Here is a 21110-nt window from a genome sequence, read left to right on the forward strand (position 1 = left end):
GAACAAGTTCGATTCTCCATCAAGAATCAAACTCGTTCGGATAAAATGTGTTTGTCCCAGTTTTACTGTGCCATTTCTTCAACGGTTCCTTCTTTTAAGCCATAATAGTTCCGTTCGAATCGCTTTATTTCTTGATCATAACGGCGTACTTTTGCATCGGCTAGCTGACGGCTTTGTTTTGTTTCTTCAAGCAGCTCGACCTGCTGATTAATTTGAAAAATAGTCGTCGTCAGCTCGTCTTGATAATCATAAATTTCATTTTGAATATCCACGCATACGGGCAAGCGATTTGCTAAAATAAAGTCGGTCATTTGCATAAGCACTTTTTTACGCTCTACTTCTTTCACTTTGCTTTTGACGGCTCGTTCTGCAGAACGGAACGTCAGCCTTACTTTAGAGAAGAAGTCACCTTTAATCGAAAGCTTGCGCTGCAGTTCTTCTACATCTTGTTTTAATGATTCATGCTCTTCAATCATTTTTTGAAGCACAAGCCCTCCGTTTAACGATGTAAGCTCCATTTCATCAAGCTGATGGCGAATGGCTGTTTTGAGCGTTTCAATTTGCTTCACCGTCTTTTTCTCCGTAGCGCGGAGCTGCTTAACATACTGCTCTGTTTTGTAAATAAAGCTGTCTAACCGTTCACGGTCAAACAGTGACTGCTCTTTCTTTTTCATATAATCTTGATACGCTGTGTGTACAGATGACCACTTGATCAGCAGAGACTGATAATTTAACAGCTCATCCTGATGCTCAAGCTTGTACGTCCACATCAGCTGAACAACTACTAATAACAGCGGTAAAAAAGTTCCAGCTTCTTTGCGTTTTGCAATAATTTCATGACTTTCAAAGCTCGCCATTAAAAACAGCGGCGCATTCATACTAAATAGCAGTGCTGGCGGGTAATTAACGGGAATAAAGATACTCATTACGGTTGCCATAAGGCCTGAAATAGCAGGGTATGCGTGCGGAGGAAGCTGTTTGTACAGTTCAATTGTCCCTTTTTTCTGCAGCAGTTTCACAAGTGCTTCCTGCTGATATTCTCCTAATGCATCAATCATTCTTTCCTGATACATGGGGGGCAGCTGTTCAATCCAATTCATCAGCTGCTGCTGAAACACAGCTTGCTGACGATTTGTAGCAATCATGTATTGCGAATCAATTAGATGAAAGAACAGTCGGATTTGATGGCGCATTACGTCTTCCAGCGTATGACAGCGTGCAATTGAAAACAGCTCATTGTATTTAGATACAAGCAAATTTCCAATGTTATCGCTTAGCTCGTACAGCTCGCCATTTGTTGTAGCATGGGAAACAGGAAGTTCAAAAAACTTCGCCATTTCAAGCAAAATATGCAGATGCATGTCTACTTCAGGCTGTTTTTCAAGCAATTTCATTTCTTCTACCAATGACGCTTGAAAATCCGTATGCTCCGTTTGCTGATACTGTGCTGACATTTCCGTATAAATGCGGTGGTCACATAACACATAAGCAGCTCTTAGGATATCGCCTTTAGACGTAAGCAACCCATACAATAACTGTTGTCCGTTCATCTTCACACCGTCCTTCATTAAATTTTCTTACTATAGCTTTCTATCATTTTATACTTTTTCTATAAATTCGATGCAATAGTTCAAATTTCCTGTTATCTTTCTTCTTGCTTCCTTAATACAAAGAGTGCCGTCCAACATGACATCAGTGCAGGCGGAATGGTCCAAGTCATATATCGCCACTCACCCGTCACAAGCGCCATAATGAAAAAGATGAGCGGAAAACCTATTAGTACTATGATGATACGTGCTCGGCTTACCGATTTTTTCATAGTGCATCGCCCCTTCTGTTCGTCCCTTATTCCTATAATACCCTTTCGCTTCTATAGCATTAAACACCTTTATAAACCGTTCGTACATTTCTTTGTTTTCTAGACAGTCTATGACATAAGTTTTAAAAAAGAACAGAGGATACCTCTTACTTTGGTGAATCTCGTAAGCAGCTTTTATGTTTTGACAAGCTAAATCGAGAAAAATGTGTTATGGTAAAAGAAAATTTCGTTTTTACTACCTACATTGAAACGAAAGGGTTGATCGTATGAACATTTTTTTGATTGGCGCAAGCGGCAGGACCGGACAGGAATTAATAAAGCAAGCGATTAAAAACGGACATTATGTAAAAGCATTTGTGCGAAATCCATCTAAGCTTAAGATAACGCATGCGAACGTACACATCATACAAGGCGACGTGCTTGATTATTATGAAGTGTGTCAGGCCATGCGAGGGTGTGATGCAGTAATTTCTTGTCTTGGAACCGAAAATCTAGGGCATTCTACCCTTTTAGTAGAAACGACAAATCTGCTGATTCAATGTATGAATGAAAACGGAATTCAGCGTATCGCCTACACGGCTTCTGCCGGAATCGACGGAGAAATTCCAGGCATGACGGGCTGGCTTGCTCAGCGTATTTTAAAAAATGTGCTTCGCGATCATCACGAAGCCGTGAAGCTCTTGAAGGTAAGCGGGCTCGACTGGACTGTTGCTCGGCCAATGGGTTTAACGAGCGGTCCATTAACTACGTATTATCGTATAGGAGAAGCTAGCATACCAGAAAACGGACGCAACATCAGCCGTTCTGACGTCGCTCACTTTCTTCTTCAAGCCGTAGAAAACAACAGGCATATAAAAAAATCACTAAGTCTTTCGTATTAAGTGTTCTAAAGGAGTGTTGATAGTGAACCTATCAAAAATTTTTCTAAAAATAAGTCTTGTACTTTTAATGGCATGCGTCTTTATTGAAGGTAATTTTCAGGTGGCGCTTGGCATCTTTGCTGCTGTTTGCATGCTTGTCATCATTTTTGCCAAGCCTCTTTCAAAATCGCTGCTTCCTGCTAATAAAAAACCAGGAAAAAAAGACCGCGAAACATTAATGATGGTCATTGGTGTCATCGTTTTTATTTCAGGAAGCTTTTTTATTGCGTAGTAGCATTGTAAAGAAAACAGGCTTAAATCCACATTTTTAATCATATAAAGGGCTGTGCTGTAAGTCGAATGTTCGGCTTATGACGCAGCCTTTTTTTGGTTTCATGAGGTCTCTTTTAGCAATAGCTTCTGTCTTTTATATACATACCATTCCATTATTTAAGCAAATTACCTATCAAACCCTCTTATGCTTTTTTCATCAGTTCACATAATATATGTAGAAGATGTCATAAGACAAGCGTCAAACGATTTGTATCTAGAAAAAGGAGGAAGATAAATGAAATGCCCCCATTGCGCTTATTCTAATCCGGAAGGGGTAAAATTCTGCTTAAATTGCGGCCATGAAATCGTGGACCACGACGAAAACTACAGCATATTCTACTTGTTTGCCCATCGTGTTGATAAAATCCCAAGAAATGAACGTTCGGTTGAACCTAAATTTCGAAATATATTCTCTCGAGTCTTCCGACAGCACAGTGAAATGGAAGCTGAACGGCTTTTTATTGTAGGAACAGGGCTTACGACTCCTAAAATAGAAGAAGTTGTAAATACATGGCCAAAGCCTTGGCTTTTTGCAAGAGTCTTTCTTATTGCGCTTGTCGCATACTTAGGGCTATATCTAGGGGTAAGCTTGTTCGAAAACATCAACTTCATACCCGGTCTTATTGTAGTCGGTGCTTTTGCAGTACCATTTACTACGCTTATTTTCTTTTGGGAAATGAACGCTCCGCAGAATATTGCTATTTACAAAATTGTTTATGTCGTTTTCATTGGCGGAATCCTTTCACTTTTATTAGCACTTGTGTTTTATGATATTCTTGGAAATAACACAAATGTGATCGTGATTGGAATATGCGAGGAACTGGCTAAAGTTATCGCGGTTATTTATTTTGTGCGCAATCTTAAATATAGATATATCCTTAACGGACTCCTCTTGGGAGCTGCAATAGGAGCTGGTTTTGCTGCTTTTGAAACCGCTGGCTATGCTTTACGGGCACTTCTTTCCGGCAGCTTTCATATGCTTTATTCTACAATACTTTGGCGCAGTATTTTTGCTCCTGGGGGACATGTAGCGTGGGCTGCCTTGACTGGCGCTGCCGTCTGCATCGTCCAAGGAAATAAGAAATTTCAGTGGAGCATGTTGATAAAACCAAAATTTCTCGGTGTATTTTTGCTTGTCGTTTTTATGCACGCTCTTTGGGACTCACCTATACTAGGTATGTTGCCCGCTGGACATACAATTTTAACGGTTATATTATGGATTTTAGTATTCAGTATGATTCGTATTGGGCTAAAAGAAATCGCAGATAAAAAGTTGGAGTTGACCTACTGCAAAGAAAAACCTACCTCCTCATAGGGAATGTTCAGCTTGCGTTAAACTGCTCGTTTTAACTTTTTATTACCTTTATGTTTCATTTTGAAAATTGTTGTTACAAATTGTAAAAAAAAGCATTCAAACTACCTGTACATGGTATGATAACTTCAATAACATGAAAGGGTGACTTGGTGGATGAACCTAACTGAAATTAAGCACATGATAGCAAATTTAGTAAATTATAGAGATAGCGACATTACCCATACTCTTGCCAATAGGTTTACACTAAGTTATTCAAAACAATTAAACAGTTTTCAAATCTGCGATATTGAAAACGATATCATTTATCGTTATGAGGAACTAGAAACAACTGCGTTAGCTCTGTTTAACATGGTCCATAATCTTCCTGAAACTATTTACAGACATACTAATTCGTTTGAACAAGTTTAAAGCAGCAAAAAAAAAGCTCATTTATTAACTAACATGAGCTTTTTTTGCCGGTGCTTATCTATTTTAGTTATTTATAACCTTCTTCAAAAGAAGAATATCCTTTTTAATTGCCCGTCTAATTTCTTCAACTTTACAGCGTTTGTATTCTTGTACTAAGCGATAGAGCTCTCGTTTAAATAAAAATTCATCTTTTTGGTTACTCATAGCAGCATACCCCTTATTAGCTTTCTATCACAAGCGATTAAAGAAAGTATTCCCTGTTCTTCTTGTAAAAAACAAATAAACTAACAAACAGATGTAAAAAAGCTCTTTATCATGCGCTTACAGGAATGGCGAGATGTGCTTTGCTTTAGAGAAATGAAAGAATTTCGCTAAAGCAAATAAAAAACATTGACTATTATCTCCCAGTCAATGTTTTTTATTTATTTTAGCTTTGTTTAATTAAAGTCGATTCACATACTTTTATGCATTCATATCTCCTAAACCTGGAGCATGCTCATTTGGCATTTCAGATAAATGAGGGACTGGAAAAGCTTCCGGTGGAGGTGTTACGCTCAAGTCTCCGCCATTTCTGCTTGGCGTCTGTCCTTGAAATATTTCTCCCATTCGATGCGGATCTAACCTAAAATCAAATTGCGTGTTATGATACCCCATCTCGACAAATTTTCTGCATTCAGGGTATTTGTTAATATCATAATTTGGTACAGGGAATAGTTTTCCCCAGTCCACGCCTAATGTTTCAAGAGCTTTTGCAAACGCATTTTGATGAGCATTATCTCGAACGATTAAGAAACCTAGCGTTTCTCTTAACGTTTGGTTAGAACTCATTTCGTATATTCTTGTTTTTTGTAAAACGCCGGTTGATTCTAATACAACGTTATTCAGCAAATCAGCCACTAGATTTCCGTGATTATAAACCCACGAGCCGTTCCATGGATTTCCGCCCGCATCTACTGGCAGTGAGCTTTGAGCGCCCATGATATAGTGATGAGGATTAGCATGTTTTACGGCTTCATCAAGAGGAGCCTGATCTGAACCTTGACTTCCTACCCCGGCTCCGCCAGATTCATCTAACAATGCATTAATGGTATTTTGAACGAGTTCTACATGAGCTATTTCTTCTAAAAAAACACCTTTCATTAAATCGCGATACTGCGTCTCTTTTCCTCTGAAGTTAGAGCTTTGAAAGAAATATTGCATCATCGTCCGCATTTCACCAAACTGCCCGCCTAAGGCTTCTTGCAGTACCTTCGCGGCCGCAGGATCGGAATTATCCGGTTTAATGCCATTGATTAATCCTTCTTTGTAATAATACATATCAAACACTCCTTTTACTGACATTACCTGATTGTTTTCTTAAACTAACATATGCACATACCTACTGTTTCCCTATGCGCCTTTTTTATTCTAGATATTAAAAGGTAACTTGATTGAAACACGTGGATAACACCCTTTGTTATAGGCAAAAAAAAAGACCTCTCGCACATATCGAGGGCCTTTCTTTCTTTTATTTAGAGGAAACTTTTTTACGAGTTAAATCATGATGCAACGAAGTATCAGGAATTTCCGGATTGGGAACCTGTCCCTTTGCTACAGGATCTTTGATATATACATATTCACCGCTTCCGTCTGGGGCACTTCCAGTAGCCCACGGTCCCTCTTCTGATTCAGCGCCTTCTGAGAGGTTCCAAAACTCATAAGCTTCTGGCTGTGATTCTTTTTCAGCCTCAGGAGGGAAAGATGCAGGAACAACTACTCCATTTTTTTCTTCTAGTTCGTTTATAGCTTCCATCCACTGATACTGGTGATAGCGATCACGCGCTAGCATTTTGCGGAATGTCTCGCGTACACCTTCATCTTTTGTCATATGGTATAACCTAGCTACTTGAAGTCTACCTTGGCTTTCTGCATGCAAGTTCGAACGCATGTCTGCTAATAAATTGCCGCTTGCTACGATATATGAACCGTTCCATGGAACTCCATTTGAATTAGTAGGCAAACCACCAAGGCCGCTCACTAATAAATGCTGAGGATTAATTCCTCCCATGATAGCTGCTGTTGCAGGATCTTTCGCAGCTTCTGCTTGATCTTCTGGAGATGCTCCATCAAGTAATTGACTAATAAGTGAACAGAGCATCTCTACGTGTCCAATTTCTTCTGTACCTATATCCATCAGCATATCTTTATATTTCTCTTCTCCTCGACAGTTAAATCCTTGAAAGAGGTATTGCATCATTACCGTCATTTCACCGAATTGTCCACCTAGTACTTCTTGAATCTGACGAGCAAGCATCGGATCGGGGCGATCTACTTTGACTTCAAATTGCAGTTCTTTTTGATGACGAAACATGTTAACTCCTCCTTTAATATACTAAATTCCTTTTAGAGATTTTTTCCTCTTTTTTCCGTTCCCTCTCGCTATTCAATTAATCACTAAACTTGTATCTTTTTCCTACTGGAACGAAAATGGATAAAATCACCTATTAATAAACTTAATTTAATAAGTAGAAAGACACCTAAAGAGAAAGAAATACCTGCGCTTTGCTCTTTAGTATTCGTTCAGTTTATAACGTTTTATAGTCAAAACCACTGCCAGACAGAAAAATGTTCACTTAAAAATGAGATTGAGACATAACTAATCACTTCAATCAACAGCTAGAAGCAGCTGCAGATATGAAACCTATATTCTCTCCACCACAATAAAAAATCCGAATGATTTAATTAATCATTCGGATTTACTTTCAATTAAAATACTTTTGTTTCAGTTTCTCTTTTCTCTATTACTTGTCTATACCTGCTTTGATTTCTTTAATCATGCCAGCCATTGACTCAAGGCCTCCTCCAGATAAATACCAAAGGCCTGGATCAAGATACACAACGTGATTGTTTTTCACCGCGTTGATTTCTTTTACATACTCGTTTTCAACAATTTGTTTAGCAGATGATTTTTCACCAATCGCTGCACCGCGGTCAACGACGAATAAGTAGTCTGGATTTTGCTTAACTAAATATTCGTATGAAATGCTTTGGCCGTGCTTAGCCGATGGATCTAAACTGTCGTCTGCTGCTTTGATACCGAATACGTCGTGGATTAATCCGTATTTAGAACCCGGACCAAACGCTGTCATTTTGCTGTCATTTGCCATCATTACAAGCGCTTTTTTATCTAGTTTGTCCGCTTGTTTTTTCAAATCTGCAATTTGCTTATCAATTGCTGCTAGCTCTTTTTTCGCTTGATCTTCTTTATCAAAAATTTGTCCTAGTACTTTTGTATTTTCTTTAAATGACTTCATATAGTGCTGGTTGTCCGTATCGATATAGATCGTCGGCGCAATTTTTGAAAATTCATCAAATGAATCCGCTTGGCGGCCTTGAATAATAATTAAGTCTGGCTTTAATTCTGCAATTTTTTCAAAATCAGGTTCTTTTAAGCCCCCTACATTCGCATACTTATCATCTTGATACTTTGATAAATACTCAGGAATCGCTTGTTTTGGCAAGCCTGCTACTTCAACCCCTAGTTTATCTAGTGTATCAAGTGCACCCATGCTGAATACTACAACTTTTTTAGGATTTTTCTTAATTTTAATTCCGTCTTTATTGAACTGATCGGTTACTGTTACCGTCTCTTTTTGCTTACTTTCTCCACCTGTTGTTTCTTTTGCTCCTTGATTACCGCAAGCAGCTACAACAATCGCAGTTAAAACTGCTACAAACATTACTAACACTTTTTTCACTTTCGTCACCTCATGAATAAATTTTATGAAAAATACACGCAAATACGCTGTCCGTTAACCGTTTCGATTGGAATATCCATATCGTATATATCCTTTAATACAGACGTTTGAATGATGGTTTCTGTTGGGCCTTCACGGATTACTTCACCGTTTTTAAGCGCCACGATGTAATCCGAATAGACAGACGCAAAATTAATATCGTGAATGACAATCACAATCGTTTTGCCTAAGTCTTCTACAAGACGTTTCAACAGCTTCATAATTTCAACAGAATGCTTCATATCTAAGTTATTGAGCGGTTCATCTAAGAAGATATACTCCGTGTCCTGTGCGATGACCATGGCGATAAAAGCCCGCTGACACTGTCCCCCGCTCAGTTCATCCAAGTATTTATCTTGAATACTTTCAAGCTTCATGTAACTCAGCGCCTGATCAACCGCTTGTTCATCGCTTTTTGTTAACCGGCCTTTTGAATAAGGAAACCGGCCAAAATTTACGAGTTCACGTACGCTAAGCCTGATATTCAGCTGATTGGACTGTTTTAAAATACTCATTTTTTTGGCTAAATCTGAGCTGTCAATATTCTCTATATTTTTTCCTTCTATTGATATTGATCCTGAGTCGGCTTTAATGAGACGGCTCATAATTGAAAGCAGCGTACTTTTCCCCGCTCCGTTTGGACCGATAAATGACGTGATTTTCCCTTTTGGAATCACGACGGATGTTTTTTCTAAAACGGTTTTCTCTCCGTATGTTTTACTGACATTTGTTACTTCTACCATGATTTATTCTCCTTTAGCAGCAAATAAATAAAGTAAATTCCGCCGGCAAAGTCAATGATGACGCTCAGCGTGGTGCTGAAGGTGAACACTTTTTCAACGATAAATTCTCCTCCGACGAGGGCTATAACACTAAGCAGAAGTGATCCCATCATTAAATAGGTGTGCTTGTACGTTTTGAACAGCTCTCTCGCAAGGTTCACAACAAGCAGTCCAAGAAAGGTAATCGGCCCAACTAACGCTGTAGCCACTGAGATAAAAATGGCGATCACAATCAGCATTTTTTTGACGAGCCCGTCATAATCAATCCCTAAATTTACCGCATGTTCTCTCCCTAGCGACAGTACATCAAAAATGGATGTAAAGCGCCACACGTAAATGCCAAGCAGGATAAATATGACGGCTGCTATGTATAGCAAATCGGTATTCACATTGTTAAAGCTTGCAAATGATTTATCTTGTACAACTTGAAATTCATTCGGGTCAATCAGCATTTCCATAAATGAAGACATGCTTTTAAATAACGTGCCGAACACAATTCCAACCAGTAAAATAAAGAAAATATTCTTACCGGCTTTTTTGAACATCAGTATGTAAAGCAAGACCGAAAAGATAATCATCAGCGAAACGCAAAGAAGAAAGTTAAGATTTTTGTTCATGATGACAATATTCGTCGAGCCAAAGATGTACACAATAAACGTTTGCAGAAATAAATACAGTGAATCCAGTCCTAGAATACTAGGAGTTAGAATTCGGTTATTGGTAATCGTTTGAAAGATAACGGATGAAAACGCAATGGCTCCTCCGGTTAAAACAATCGCAGCGACTTTTTCAATTCTTCGCGGCAGCGTGTACTGCCAGTAGCCTAAATCGTAGCTGATAAACAGCGCCACTGATAAAACGGCCAGCGCGGCGAGAATGATGATTTTATGTTTGTTATGCATAACGACCTCTCCTTATCAGCATAAAAAGAAAGATCGCACTTCCTATTACACCGACCATTAGCCCAATAGAGATTTCATAAGGGAAAATAATGACTCTGCCTAAAATATCGCACGCCAGTACGAACACAGCTCCAAGCAGCGCTGTATGAGGCAGGCTTTTTCGCAAATGATCTCCACGGTAAATCGATACGATATTTGGAATGATTAATCCTAAAAAAGGCAGCATGCCAACGGTCAAAATCGTAATTGACGTAATAAGCGACACAATGACTAATCCAATGTTTACGATTTGTTTGTATTTCACACCTAAATTGATTGAAAAGCTTTCTCCCATACCAGCAACCGTGAACTTATCTGCGTAAAGATAAGCGATTATTAAGAGCGGTATACTCAGGTATAAAAGTTCATATCTCCCTTTGACTACTAGCGAAAAGTCGCCTTGCAGCCATGAAGAAAGGTTTTGAATCAAATCGTATTTGTAGGCGATGAAGGTAGCTAAGGAACTTACGATACTGCCGAGCATTAAACCGACTAGCGGAATATAAATCGTATCGTTAAATTTAATTCTGTCTAGTATTCTCATAAACAATAGATTGCCCGCCAGTGAGAAAATAAAAGCAATGCTCATTTTTAATAGAGGACTTGCTGAAGCAAATACTAGTAGAGAAATCAACACACCAAGTCTTGCCCAGTCCATCGTTCCTGCCGTTGTTGGAGATACAAACTTATTTCGCGTAATTTGCTGCATAATTAATCCGCAAATACTAAGGCTCATTCCCGCCATAATAATACTCAAAAGCCTAGGAAAACGACTAAAAAACAGCGTTTGGCTTTCTTCTTTTGTTAAATGAAACAGATCCATCGCTGACAGATCTTGTACTCCTACAAAAAGAGACAAAATCGATAGTACAGCAAACACAAGAATTAACTGATAAAACTTCAACTTTCCTTGCTCCTTTCTTTCATCTAGAAGTCTAGTTATCTCCTCCTCTACATCATATGTAAATGATTATCATTATCAATTGACTTTCTTTATCATATCATTATTCTCTAAATAATCAATGGTTTTCTTAAAATTTAAGCAAAAAAATGCCTTAACAGATGGATCTGTTAAGGCATTTCAAGGTTTAATTAGACTTAAAAATAGCTATTTCTCTCTTCATACATAAGAGATCGAAACAACTACATACATGAAATCTATGTTCACCATAACAACAAAAAAATCCGAACCATTAATAACTATTAATGGTTCGGATTTAACTTTAAGTAAAATACTTTTTGTGGAAGTCCCTCTGTATCAATATTACATATATATGAAATATATGTTTATATTTGAAAGAAATCTACTTATTTTGCAAATACATGGTTTCCGATAACTGCCGTTACTTGCTGCGTTGCAACCCATTGGCTTTCAGCGATTTTCGGATTATAGAAAAACAGTGCATCGTTTTCATGCGGGTTTGATAATGCTTCACTTACCGCTTGTTTTGATTCTTCTGATGCAGGCTGATTAATTGCTCCGTTTGCTACTGGTGAAAATTGATATACGCCGTTTCCTAGCTGCTGATAAATAACGTCGTGAATGTTATTTGGGAATTCCGGTGAAGCTACACGGTTTAATACCACAATTGCTACCGCTACTTTTCCTTGGTACGGCTCACCTTTTGCTTCTGCCTCTACTAATCTAGCTAGTAAATCTTGATCTTGTGCAGAAACCGATGTAGACGGAGCAGTTTGTGCCGGCGCCGGTGCTTCTCCTTGAAGTTTTAATGTTTGTCCGATGGTAATGATATCACTTTGTAAACCGTTAACAGCTTTTAACTGATCCACAGTCATGCCGTTTTGTGTTGCAATATGATATAACGTTTCGCCTTGTGCTACTGTATGTACAGATGTTGCCGGGCTAGCGGCAGGTTGTGCTTGTCCCTGGTCAGGAATCGTTAATGTTTCTCCAACGTAAATCATGTCGTTTTGGCGGTTATTAGCACCTTTCAGCTCATCTACCGTAACCCCATTTTGTTGGCCAAGCCCCCACAAGGTATCTCCTTTTACGACTTTGTGCGAAGCTGCTGCTGATGCTGTTCCTTGACTTGCTAGAAATGCTACAGACGCTGCAGAAGCAACTGCCCATTTTTTTACACGTTTTTTACTCACAAAAACTACCTCCTAAAATTTGAACCTGTTATTACCTTAGCACATAGATTCGCCTTTTCATTAAAAAAAACAGTAACATTTGTTCTAATTGGATTAAGTTTCTTACAGTGCCATTCATTATGTTACAACTTTTACATGACCCTTAAAGAATATGTAGAAATATGACGATTTCATTGCGAAACGAGCTTTTTATCTGTTTACTTACATTCCTCTTTCTGTAAAAAACTTGATTTTATTATGATTAATCGCAGAGATAAAAAGGAAAACAGCAGTCAAATAGAGAAATAGTGTAACTATTGAGGAATGATTCAGCGCTTCTTTGTCAATTTACGTTTGTTTATTAATAAAGGAGGTCTATTTGGATGTGTGCAAATAAAATGTATGTGACGTATAATACGGAGAAACCGGCTATTACAATTCAAGGGGCTTTTTATCATACGGGAGGAACGCAGGAAGAGTTTTTGCGGGAATTCAAGTACTGGCTTGAATCTCACGGCTGGTCATTTATGGGCGTAACAAATGAAACAACGATGACAACGGCAAACAAAGAGTTAAAAGAAACGATGGAACAGCATAAAATAGAAGGCAAAAAAGTTCAAAGACTAGAAGATTTATAACGATTGCTTCTATGACCCTTCACACATGTCCAAACGCCAATATGTAAAAAAGCCTTTAGATGAGCTAAAGGCTTTTTTACATTAACGAGAAAGTGCGACCACCTTTTGATTTTCTACTCTCTCTTCAACAGGCTTTCTCATTTCTTTTTCCGTCCATACGCCAATGCGTTTTTGTCTTTTCCCAAGAGGCTGTTTTTCACATGCATAGCAAATTTCTGAAATATCATCAAAATGAGCTAACGACATCTTTATCCCTCCTTTTCTAAATATACACAGGCAAGTTAGTATGTTTCTTCCCTTATTTTTCAAAGCTAAACTGCTTCTTCTTATATTTAAACAATTTATAAACAAACGGAATAAATAATTTCTACTTCATTATCATTTAGATTGTTTTATTTAGATATAGACGGGTAAACAAAAACTATCCCACCTCACACCCTGAAGTTTGAAACTGTCACGTAAAAAAGCTGCTTTCTATCCATTACATGGATAGAAAGCAGCTTTTTTATATTTTTTTCTTTTACTAGCTGTAAAATCTAAGGATACTCTTAGAAAACGAACGGCTATACTCTTATTGATGCTCTCCTATTCCAAATACTTCTGCTACATGATTTTCTAATTTATGCTTGTAGTGATCAATGTTTGGATGTTTGACTACGTCATGAATAGAGTAAGTTGGAAGTGGACTCATACCGACGTACTGATTCATTTTATGCAAATGCATAATGGCTTCGTCTAAACTTTTTCCTTCATAGAAAGCTTCGTCATTGTCGAAAATAGCTTCCGGCGCATTCCATGTGAGAGAAAACATGTATTTTTTCCCCGTTAATAAGCCGCCTCGCCCGTATTGATTGGAACCTTTAAAGAAAATGTTATCCATATACACGCGATCAATATATTGCTTAAACTTTCCGGGAATGCTGAACCAGTAAATAGGCGTCTGCATAATCACAACATCAGCCCATAGCCACTTTTCAATTTCTTCTTCTACTTCGTAGTCTTTATCAACCACCGTTGTCTTAATGTCAAATTGATCAGCGAGTAAATGCTGCATTTCGTTAAAAATCGTCTGATTTAACTCTCCTTTTGATTTTTTATAATACTCGTGTCCATTAATGATTAATACGTTTTTCATGCTGACCTGCTCCTTTCCAAAATCCTTGTTTCTTTATCTTCATATATCTGTATACCCATAAAAACTACTTACCTATCAGTACTATCTCTTACTTTGAAGTAACATAGGCACCTAGAAGTCCCTTTTTAAACACCCTTATGATTTCCTAAACAAAGAAAAAAACAAGGTCTAATTTACTGATTTCCTAGAAGATGTTTAACGTGCATAAAGCAAATCGTTTTTTAAAATCAGTTCTTTTAACCCAATAAAAAAGACTGGCGAATTAAATTCCGCCAGCCTTTTTTCCTTTTTTATTTCGGTTCGCCTACTTCATTTAACGGATAGTAGCGAAACTGCACTTTTCCGATAACTGATTTTTGTGGAATGAAGCCAAATGCTCGTCCATCATGACTTACAGGACGGTTGTCCCCCATTACAAACAGTGAATTTTTCGGTACCTTCACTTTGCCATCAGTTGCAGGCAGCGTTTGAAGCGTAAAATCTTCCGTGAATTTTTCATTAGGTGCAAGAGATTTTTTAGATTCTTTTAAATACGGCTCTTTATAAGCTTTACCGTTAATATATAGAACGTCGTTTTTCATTTCTACTGTATCTCCTGGAAGTCCAATTACACGTTTAATATAATTTTCATCTGCATCCGGTGCATGAAATACAATCATATCAAAGCGATCAACATCACTGATTTTATTTAAAATAACGCGGTTTGAATCTTCAAACGTTGGATACATCGATTCACCGTGAACTGTAGTTGGCGCAAATAAAAAATGGCGAACTCCCACTACAATAACCAATGCAATAACAATGGACTTAATCCATGAAAACACTTCTTTTTTTACGTTATTTTTGCTCATCTCAAAACATCCCTTACGTCAAAATATACTTTCATCATAGCATCAAATAGAGGGAAAGTATAATAATAACCGAATAATCTTATTTATTGATCACCGTTTGTGGCGGTGCCTTGATGGAAAAACAAACGCCACTTTTCTTCTCTTTTTCGCCAAATAGAACTGCGAAGCGTCTTTTTTTTTGCCGTATGGTTCATAAGATGATAGGTAGTTAATACGCATTCAGGAGACAATACGTCTATATGAAAATGAGAGATTTCGAATACATCTGGCGAAAGTACATGATTGTTATTGTAATCTTTTCGTTTCCATACCGTGCCCGAGCTGCCAAACTCCACGTAATCATCTGCAAGAATGTTTGAAAGCTCTTTAGCAGAGGTTCGTACTTCTGATTTTAAGTGCACGCATTCTAATTCATAAAATGTTTGAGTGATATTCGCTGTTTCCACTTTTACAGTCTCCTCTCATTCTGTCTTATACTCATTATAAAGGCATACTGCAGTTTTCACTTAAACAAATAACACCCCTGTCTGAATAGATAGGGGTGTTATTTGCTTAGCTAACGCTATAGCCTTTTTTCTTACCTGCAATCCAATCGCCAATCATTTTCACTACAATTCCCATGATGAATACTGTAAGAAATGAATAAAACATCGTCCAGTTCAGCAATTGGTACAAATACAGCGCTTTGAATACCGGAATACCTATAAAAGCAATAACAGCAGACGTAACGATATGTGCGATAAGGAAAAATTTCCATTTACTGAAAAATTGATAGACAAGCGCGATACTTACCAGAATAATAGCAAAGTCAACCGTATTGAAGCGATCTGTAAACGGAAGCATCTGGTGAGGATAGCACCATAGGTTAAAAAATTTTCCGAATTCATCTACCAAACCGACTATGTCAAAGCTGATAAAAAAAACGAGAAGCATAAAAAAGAGACGCTGTCTATCAATAAAAAAGTAAAAAAGCAGCAGAAAAAGAGCGTTTATCACCACTATGAGCCACCATTGAAAACTAAAAAGATCTTGATGAACCCAATAAGAAAATTCCTTTTTATTTAAGACTTCTTGCATCATTTTAATCATTTCAAACATAGAAATCCCTCCTATCTTAGAAAGTCTTTCCATGAGGGTTTCACTTCATACTAAAATAAAGCATCGCACACAGTGCTTTTGCACCTCCTCCTTCTTCAAAAGCAGATTGTACCTATTTAGCGATTTCTATCTGTCTAGTAAAAATTTTTCGCAGGAGCTTTGCTTTTCATCTCAGAACCTATTGACTATTATTTTCATTTCATACAAAATTAACAATTGTGCATGGTTTACATGTTAATACAAGCAAAAAGATACTGTTTTGCAACATTAAAGGAGGAACAACATGAACATCGGTACGATTAAAAGAGAAGCTAAAGCTTCTTTAAAGAATCGCTGGGGACTTGCGATTCTACTGACGGTGGTGACGTACGGAGTATATACGCTTCTGCCTATTCCATTTGAAATTGTGGCAAGCGGCGGCTATGACAATTGGATGAAAGATGAATCTGATTCGGCGTCATGGATTTCAACTGCCTTTGCCATTGTCTTTTCGCCTCTTCTCATGGCGAACTACTGGGCATTTTTAGGTTTGGCGCGAGGTGAATCTGTCCGATTGGGACATTTGTTTAAAACATTCCAAGACTTCGGTCTTTATGTCAAGTCACTAGGAATTTATGTACTTATGACTCTTTATGTGATGCTGTGGTCACTGCTTTTACTGATTCCTGGAATTATTAAAGCACTGGCATATTCACAAACGTACTATATTTGTAAAGACAACCCTACTTACTCGATGAATCAAGCTATTACAGAAAGCCGCAGGTTGATGAATGGCTATAAAGGACAGTACTTCCTGCTGCTGCTAAGCTTTCTTGGCTGGTTTTTATTAAGTATTATTACACTAGGAATCGGCTTTTTATGGTCTATTCCATACCTTTCTGCTTCACTTGCCCGTTTTTATGAAAATTTGTTAAACGAACGTTCATCGCATGCTGAATAATAAAAAAATCCTCTTCATCGTGAAGGGGATTTTTTTATAAGAGCACGGTTTGCATAAGTGAAGCTCTGATGTCATAAAGCTTACTAAGAGTATAGAAGAAAGGCAGGAGCTTATATGTATACTACAAGTGAAATTTGTCAGCAGTTTGGCCAGATTTTAAACGCTAAAAGCAAAGTTAGTTCAACAGGATGCTCAGTGTCGCTTAAAAGAAGCTTTCAAGCTCATGTTCAAGGGCGGAAAAGCAGCTCTGTTGTTCCTGTTGGTGTATCATTTGAGGCGATAGACGCACAGGGGAACGCGTTAAACTTGGCTGAGATTGCTATTTTACAAGAAGAAATCCCCCGTTTTACAGAAGCTGCTGCGCGGCAAGGTCTTATCGTAAGCGCTTTGCATAACCATTGGCTTTTTACAGAACCGGTCCTTATGTATCTTCATATTCAATCTGTAGAGCCTCCTTTACATTTTGCGAAAAAAATGGCTTTTTGTTTTACAACCCTCAAGAGTCTTCCCGTTCCGACAAACGAATAATTTATTAAACGCATCTCTCAGGTACATTAGAGAGGTGAGAGATGCGTTTAATACCTATAGATTACTAATATAGCTAAAGGAAACCTCCTTACCTTTTAAGTCATTAACAAAAGGGCGCTATGTATTTTTGAGAAGCTGCATAAAAACAAAACCCAGCACTTTCTTATAAGTGCTGGGCTTCTGCTTTATCTATTTTCGCGTATATCTTTTTCAATTTTCCGCAATGCTTTTTTTGATCCTCGCTGCAGATCATGCTGTTCTTTTCGATCTTTATAGCTAATAAATAACGAATTGAGGTCATAACCTTCGGGATATAATTCAGCAGCTTTGATTTCAAGAGCTACTCGCTTAACGTTTACTTCAATTAACTCATTCTGATAGAGTACGACTATATTGTTTGTGTTGTCTTTAGACTTATACACAATCGCATGATTTTCATAATCTAACAGTTTGACTCGATCTCCTATTTGGTATTCAACACGGTCTTTTTTCTGTTCCTTCAAAATAGTGGGTTTTTTTATTTTATTTTTTCTGACGACTTCTGTATCATACGATTTGCTTTCCATATAGAACTTTGCTTTTTGTAAAATCTCTTCTGCTACCTTCATCTTCTTTGAAATCCAAAGCGCATTGCTTTCTCCAGATGTGCCAATTAACAGCTGATACAGCGGTTCTAATGTTTTACTGTTGAACTGCATCGCGGCATTCATAAAGTCAGGATGAATTTCTGAGAAACGCTTAATTTCTCCGTAATGCGTAGTCGCGACCGTTATGCAGCCCATATGATAAAACTTTTCTAAAATCGCAATCGCAAGTGCAGCTCCTTCATTCGGTTCGGTGCCGCTGCCAATTTCATCGAATAGGAGCAGCGTATTGTTCGTTGCTTTTTGCAAAATAGCCGATATATTTTTCATGTGTGAAGAAAAGGTGCTCAGCGCATTTTCAATACTTTGGTTGTCGCCGATATCGACAAAAATATGCTCAAACAATGCAATTTCTGTTCCTTCATCAGCTGTAATATGAAATCCCAACATTGTAGCGAGTGTCAGTAGCCCAATCGTTTTTAAGACAACGGTTTTTCCTCCTGCGTTAGGTCCGGTAATAATTAAGCTTCGATAATTCTCGCCAATTTCGAAGTGAAGCGGAACAATTTTACCAGTTAACAGCGGGTGATATGCGCCTTTTAAATGAATATATCCATAATCATTAATTTTAGGTTCGATTCCGTCTGCCTGTTTACTGTATTTTGCTTTGGCAAACACCATGTCGTATTGGCTAATTAGCTCTAAATTAATATGAATATCAGCTAGCTTCTCTAACACTAAACCTGTTAAAAACGCTAAAATTTGATATTCTTCTACCTCTTCTTCTGCTTTCAAAATCGCTAGTTCCGCATTCAGCTTTGTAATAGATGCCGGCTCTATGAACACTGTTGACCCTTTAGAAGATGTTTCAACAATCGTTCCTCTAACATGATTTTTATAGGATGCCTTGATCGGAATCGTATAGCGGTCTCCTTTTTTACTGATGAAGAAGTCTTGAATATACTCTTTGTTTTTCCCGTTTCGTAAAAATTTCGCAAGCTGTTCTGAAATCTTCGCTTCCGTTCCTTCTATATGTCTTCTGATACGCTTGAGCTCTTTGCTTGCCTCAGCGTCTACTTTTCCGGCTTTGATCGCAAAATTAATTTCCTCTTCTATACCTGTCAGTTCTTTCATCGAATGGGCATAGGAACTTAAGAGCGAAGCAAAAAATTCTTTATCCACCATATATTGTTTTACTTTTCTGCAGCCTTTTAAAAAATCGGATACGCGTATTAGCTCTTCGGGCTCTAAAATCATGCCTTTTTCAAGCTTTTCGATGACTCTTCCTATACCTGAGACACCTGATAGCGGAAGTGATTTCTCAGCATCTAGAAGTCTTCGTGCTTCCGTTGTTTCTTTAAGTCGGTTTTTTACTGTTTTAAGAGATGTGCTCGGCTGAAGTTTATCCATTAATTTTTTTCCCAGCTCACTTACGCAGTGAGATTTTACGATTTCTTTTAATTCCTGATACTGTAATTTTTCAAATGTCATCGTATTCATGGTTTTTCTCCTCACTATGATTTTTCATCACATATGAAGATACCTATTTATTAGAAGGCAATGAAAAAGGTAAACAAAAAAAGCTGTGGTGATCCCACAGCTTTTTGCGTTCATAAGGTGTCTAAACACATATCACGAAAGAAAGCTCTGTAAAAACAGACGCCTCTTTCGCGACAAATGCCGAATCCTTTATAAAGCATTGTAGGTATCTTCATAGGCAGTGAAATAAATCCATAAGCAAATAAAGGGTACCTTCATTCTCCAAAAAATACCCGTCTTGCTTATTTAATTTATTTCATTCAATTGTTCCTATTTAGATACTACTCCGCTCATAAAAGCACCTCATCTATATTTTAGTTTTCATTGGCTTCTAATTTACACTCTTATCATACTATATGAAAAAGCGTGCGTAAAGGAGACAGTAAAAAAGCTCAAGAGCATAACTTGAGCTTTCATGATAAAAGAAAAAAACGAAGCAGCGCCATCATTCCAACTCCGCTAATAACGGTGATGGATAAACTTTTTGTTTTCAGGGCAATCAGTAAGGTTGGAATGACTACGATAATGACGGGCCAGTTAATCTTTACGCTGTCATTTGCTTGAATGATAAAGTTTTCTGCAACAAGTGCAGTTAAAATACAAATAGGAATATAGGACAACCATTTTAATACGGGCTCTGGCAGCGCGATGTTACGTACAACTAAAAACGGAACAATGCGAGGAACTACGGTAACAAGGGCACACCCTAAAATAACGATGAGTGTTGGGTAGTGGATGCTCATTTATCCGTCACCACCCCAATTGTCGCTACAATAATCGTTGAAATCAATACGGCCACATGTGAGGGTACGAAAAAAGACAGCACAATCATAATAATCGCCATATAAAGAATTAAACGTAAGTAATGATTAAGCTTTGAAGGTAACACGCTTTCGATTTGTAAAACAAGCAGAGCTAAAAACATAGCTGTTAAGGCAAAATCAAACCCAAAGGCTTCCGGGTTAGATAGCATATGGCCAAAAATAGCTCCTGTCGTACAGGCGATAATCCAGCTGACGTAAGCCGTTATATTTAATCCGTTCATCCAGCGGTCATTAATTGGCTCACCTTTTGCAATTTTACTTGAAGACACCCCAAATGATTCGTCCGTTAGAAGGGCTCCAATTCCGACGTTTTTTAATAACGAATATTTTGTAAATTCAGGCGCGACCGTAGCGCTCAAAAGAAAGTGTCGTAAGTTTACAATAAATGTTGTGAGAATAATAGCTGAAATCGAGCTGTTTGCAACCATCAGTGCACAAATAATAAACTGTGCTGCCCCGGCATACACGAGCGCTGATAATAAAGCAACTTCCATAACGGAAAGATGCGAGGATACTCCAACGATCCCAGCCGCAAGCCCTATGCTTATGTAACCGAGTAGCGTAGGGATACAATCCTTAGCCCCTTGTCTGAACGTTAAGTCCACTTTTTCTCTTTGCTGTACTGCTTTTTCTGCAATCACCGTA

At 37.9% G+C, this 21110-nt stretch carries 24 protein-coding genes; 6 read left to right on the forward strand and 18 right to left on the reverse strand.

All coding sequences use genetic code 11. The features are described from left to right. Positions 1–62 precede the first annotated feature (62 nt). Together ACFX40_RS19485 and ACFX40_RS19490 are read right to left on the reverse strand one after the other, a co-directional pair. A complete protein-coding gene (locus tag ACFX40_RS19485) occupies positions 63–1550 on the reverse strand; it encodes a hypothetical protein (RefSeq protein ID WP_050691542.1) in 1488 nt (495 codons plus the stop codon). 92 nt (positions 1551–1642) lie between these two features. Then, positions 1643–1819: a hypothetical protein gene (locus tag ACFX40_RS19490; protein WP_162871486.1), complete on the reverse strand. Its 177-nt coding sequence runs from the start codon at positions 1817–1819 to the stop codon at positions 1643–1645. A gap of 266 nt (positions 1820–2085) precedes the next feature. Here ACFX40_RS19490 and ACFX40_RS19495 point away from each other — a divergent pair, with 266 nt between their 5' ends. The 3 genes from ACFX40_RS19495 (at position 2086) to ACFX40_RS19505 (ending at position 4327) form a co-directional block, all read left to right on the forward strand. After that, entirely contained in the window at positions 2086–2700 is a 615-nt protein-coding gene (locus ACFX40_RS19495; protein ID WP_028414459.1) for an NAD(P)-dependent oxidoreductase, read from the forward strand. A gap of 22 nt (positions 2701–2722) precedes the next feature. Continuing rightward, a complete protein-coding gene (locus ACFX40_RS19500; RefSeq protein ID WP_013083940.1) occupies positions 2723–2971 on the forward strand; it encodes a hypothetical protein in 249 nt (82 codons plus the stop codon). A 276-nt stretch (positions 2972–3247) separates the two neighbouring features. Then, positions 3248–4327, forward strand: a complete 1080-nt coding sequence (locus ACFX40_RS19505; protein ID WP_098248066.1) for a PrsW family intramembrane metalloprotease — start codon at positions 3248–3250, stop codon at positions 4325–4327. 471 nt (positions 4328–4798) lie between these two features. On the opposite strand, the gene ACFX40_RS19510 is transcribed toward ACFX40_RS19505, so the two are convergent. The 8 genes from ACFX40_RS19510 to ACFX40_RS19545 all read right to left on the reverse strand — a co-directional run bounded on the left by ACFX40_RS19510 (position 4799) and on the right by ACFX40_RS19545 (position 12349). Further along, on the reverse strand, positions 4799–4939 hold the full coding sequence (locus ACFX40_RS19510; RefSeq protein WP_013057884.1) for a hypothetical protein: 141 nt from the start codon (positions 4937–4939) through the stop codon (positions 4799–4801). 258 nt (positions 4940–5197) lie between these two features. Further along, a complete protein-coding gene (locus ACFX40_RS19515) occupies positions 5198–6052 on the reverse strand; it encodes a manganese catalase family protein (RefSeq protein ID WP_377255916.1) in 855 nt (284 codons plus the stop codon). A gap of 190 nt (positions 6053–6242) precedes the next feature. Beyond that, entirely contained in the window at positions 6243–7085 is an 843-nt protein-coding gene (locus tag ACFX40_RS19520) for a manganese catalase (RefSeq protein ID WP_098791307.1), read from the reverse strand. A gap of 430 nt (positions 7086–7515) precedes the next feature. Further along, a complete protein-coding gene (locus ACFX40_RS19525) occupies positions 7516–8472 on the reverse strand; it encodes a siderophore ABC transporter substrate-binding protein (protein ID WP_098248065.1) in 957 nt (318 codons plus the stop codon). A gap of 23 nt (positions 8473–8495) precedes the next feature. Then, positions 8496–9254, reverse strand: a complete 759-nt coding sequence (locus ACFX40_RS19530) for an iron ABC transporter ATP-binding protein (protein ID WP_028409263.1) — start codon at positions 9252–9254, stop codon at positions 8496–8498. After that, on the reverse strand, positions 9248–10195 hold the full coding sequence (locus tag ACFX40_RS19535; RefSeq protein ID WP_098332985.1) for an iron chelate uptake ABC transporter family permease subunit: 948 nt from the start codon (positions 10193–10195) through the stop codon (positions 9248–9250). The genes ACFX40_RS19530 and ACFX40_RS19535 overlap by 7 nt, the downstream gene beginning before the upstream one ends. Next, on the reverse strand, positions 10188–11138 hold the full coding sequence (locus tag ACFX40_RS19540) for an ABC transporter permease (protein WP_013057891.1): 951 nt from the start codon (positions 11136–11138) through the stop codon (positions 10188–10190). The genes ACFX40_RS19535 and ACFX40_RS19540 overlap by 8 nt, the downstream gene beginning before the upstream one ends. A 404-nt stretch (positions 11139–11542) precedes the next feature. Then, positions 11543–12349 (reverse strand): cell wall hydrolase, encoded by an 807-nt coding sequence (locus ACFX40_RS19545; protein ID WP_097822769.1) that lies wholly within the window; start codon positions 12347–12349, stop codon positions 11543–11545. A gap of 362 nt (positions 12350–12711) precedes the next feature. Here ACFX40_RS19545 and ACFX40_RS19550 point away from each other — a divergent pair, with 362 nt between their 5' ends. Then, positions 12712–12966, forward strand: coding sequence for a hypothetical protein (locus ACFX40_RS19550; RefSeq protein ID WP_013057893.1), 255 nt, complete (start codon positions 12712–12714; stop codon positions 12964–12966). A gap of 81 nt (positions 12967–13047) precedes the next feature. Here the strand turns inward: ACFX40_RS19550 and ACFX40_RS19555 are convergent, their stop codons facing one another. From ACFX40_RS19555 to ACFX40_RS19575, 5 genes are all read right to left on the reverse strand, one after another. Then, positions 13048–13212 carry a hypothetical protein gene (locus tag ACFX40_RS19555; RefSeq protein ID WP_013057894.1) on the reverse strand — a complete coding sequence of 55 codons (165 nt, stop codon included), beginning with the start codon at positions 13210–13212 and terminating at the stop codon, positions 13048–13050. A gap of 325 nt (positions 13213–13537) precedes the next feature. Then, positions 13538–14101, reverse strand: a complete 564-nt coding sequence (locus ACFX40_RS19560) for an NAD(P)H-dependent oxidoreductase (protein WP_263034012.1) — start codon at positions 14099–14101, stop codon at positions 13538–13540. A 290-nt stretch (positions 14102–14391) separates the two neighbouring features. Then, positions 14392–14952: a signal peptidase I gene (gene lepB, locus ACFX40_RS19565; RefSeq protein WP_025751067.1), complete on the reverse strand. Its 561-nt coding sequence runs from the start codon at positions 14950–14952 to the stop codon at positions 14392–14394. Between the two features lie 83 nt (positions 14953–15035). Next, positions 15036–15398 (reverse strand): nuclear transport factor 2 family protein, encoded by a 363-nt coding sequence (locus tag ACFX40_RS19570; protein WP_060745331.1) that lies wholly within the window; start codon positions 15396–15398, stop codon positions 15036–15038. 106 nt (positions 15399–15504) lie between these two features. Continuing rightward, complete coding sequence (locus ACFX40_RS19575; RefSeq protein WP_377255919.1) at positions 15505–16050, reverse strand: hypothetical protein; 546 nt, start codon at positions 16048–16050, stop codon at positions 15505–15507. A 283-nt stretch (positions 16051–16333) separates the two neighbouring features. Between ACFX40_RS19575 and ACFX40_RS19580 the strand changes: the two genes are divergently transcribed. Together ACFX40_RS19580 and ACFX40_RS19585 are read left to right on the forward strand one after the other, a co-directional pair. Further along, entirely contained in the window at positions 16334–16990 is a 657-nt protein-coding gene (locus ACFX40_RS19580) for a DUF975 family protein (RefSeq protein WP_043981401.1), read from the forward strand. A gap of 114 nt (positions 16991–17104) precedes the next feature. Then, positions 17105–17518 carry a DUF1259 domain-containing protein gene (locus tag ACFX40_RS19585; protein ID WP_098332074.1) on the forward strand — a complete coding sequence of 138 codons (414 nt, stop codon included), beginning with the start codon at positions 17105–17107 and terminating at the stop codon, positions 17516–17518. Between the two features lie 185 nt (positions 17519–17703). Here the strand turns inward: ACFX40_RS19585 and ACFX40_RS19590 are convergent, their stop codons facing one another. From ACFX40_RS19590 to ACFX40_RS19600, 3 genes are all read right to left on the reverse strand, one after another. Next, positions 17704–19602, reverse strand: coding sequence for an endonuclease MutS2 (locus ACFX40_RS19590; protein ID WP_377255922.1), 1899 nt, complete (start codon positions 19600–19602; stop codon positions 17704–17706). A 452-nt stretch (positions 19603–20054) separates the two neighbouring features. Then, on the reverse strand, positions 20055–20384 hold the full coding sequence (locus ACFX40_RS19595; RefSeq protein WP_263034011.1) for an AzlD domain-containing protein: 330 nt from the start codon (positions 20382–20384) through the stop codon (positions 20055–20057). Next, on the reverse strand, positions 20381–21106 hold the full coding sequence (locus ACFX40_RS19600; RefSeq protein ID WP_028409270.1) for an AzlC family ABC transporter permease: 726 nt from the start codon (positions 21104–21106) through the stop codon (positions 20381–20383). The genes ACFX40_RS19595 and ACFX40_RS19600 overlap by 4 nt, the downstream gene beginning before the upstream one ends. Positions 21107–21110: the final 4 nt, after the last annotated feature.

The organism is Priestia sp. YIM B13552 (assembly GCF_042787775.1).
GTDB classification, from domain to species: Bacteria; Bacillota; Bacilli; order Bacillales; family Bacillaceae_H; genus Priestia; species Priestia megaterium_E.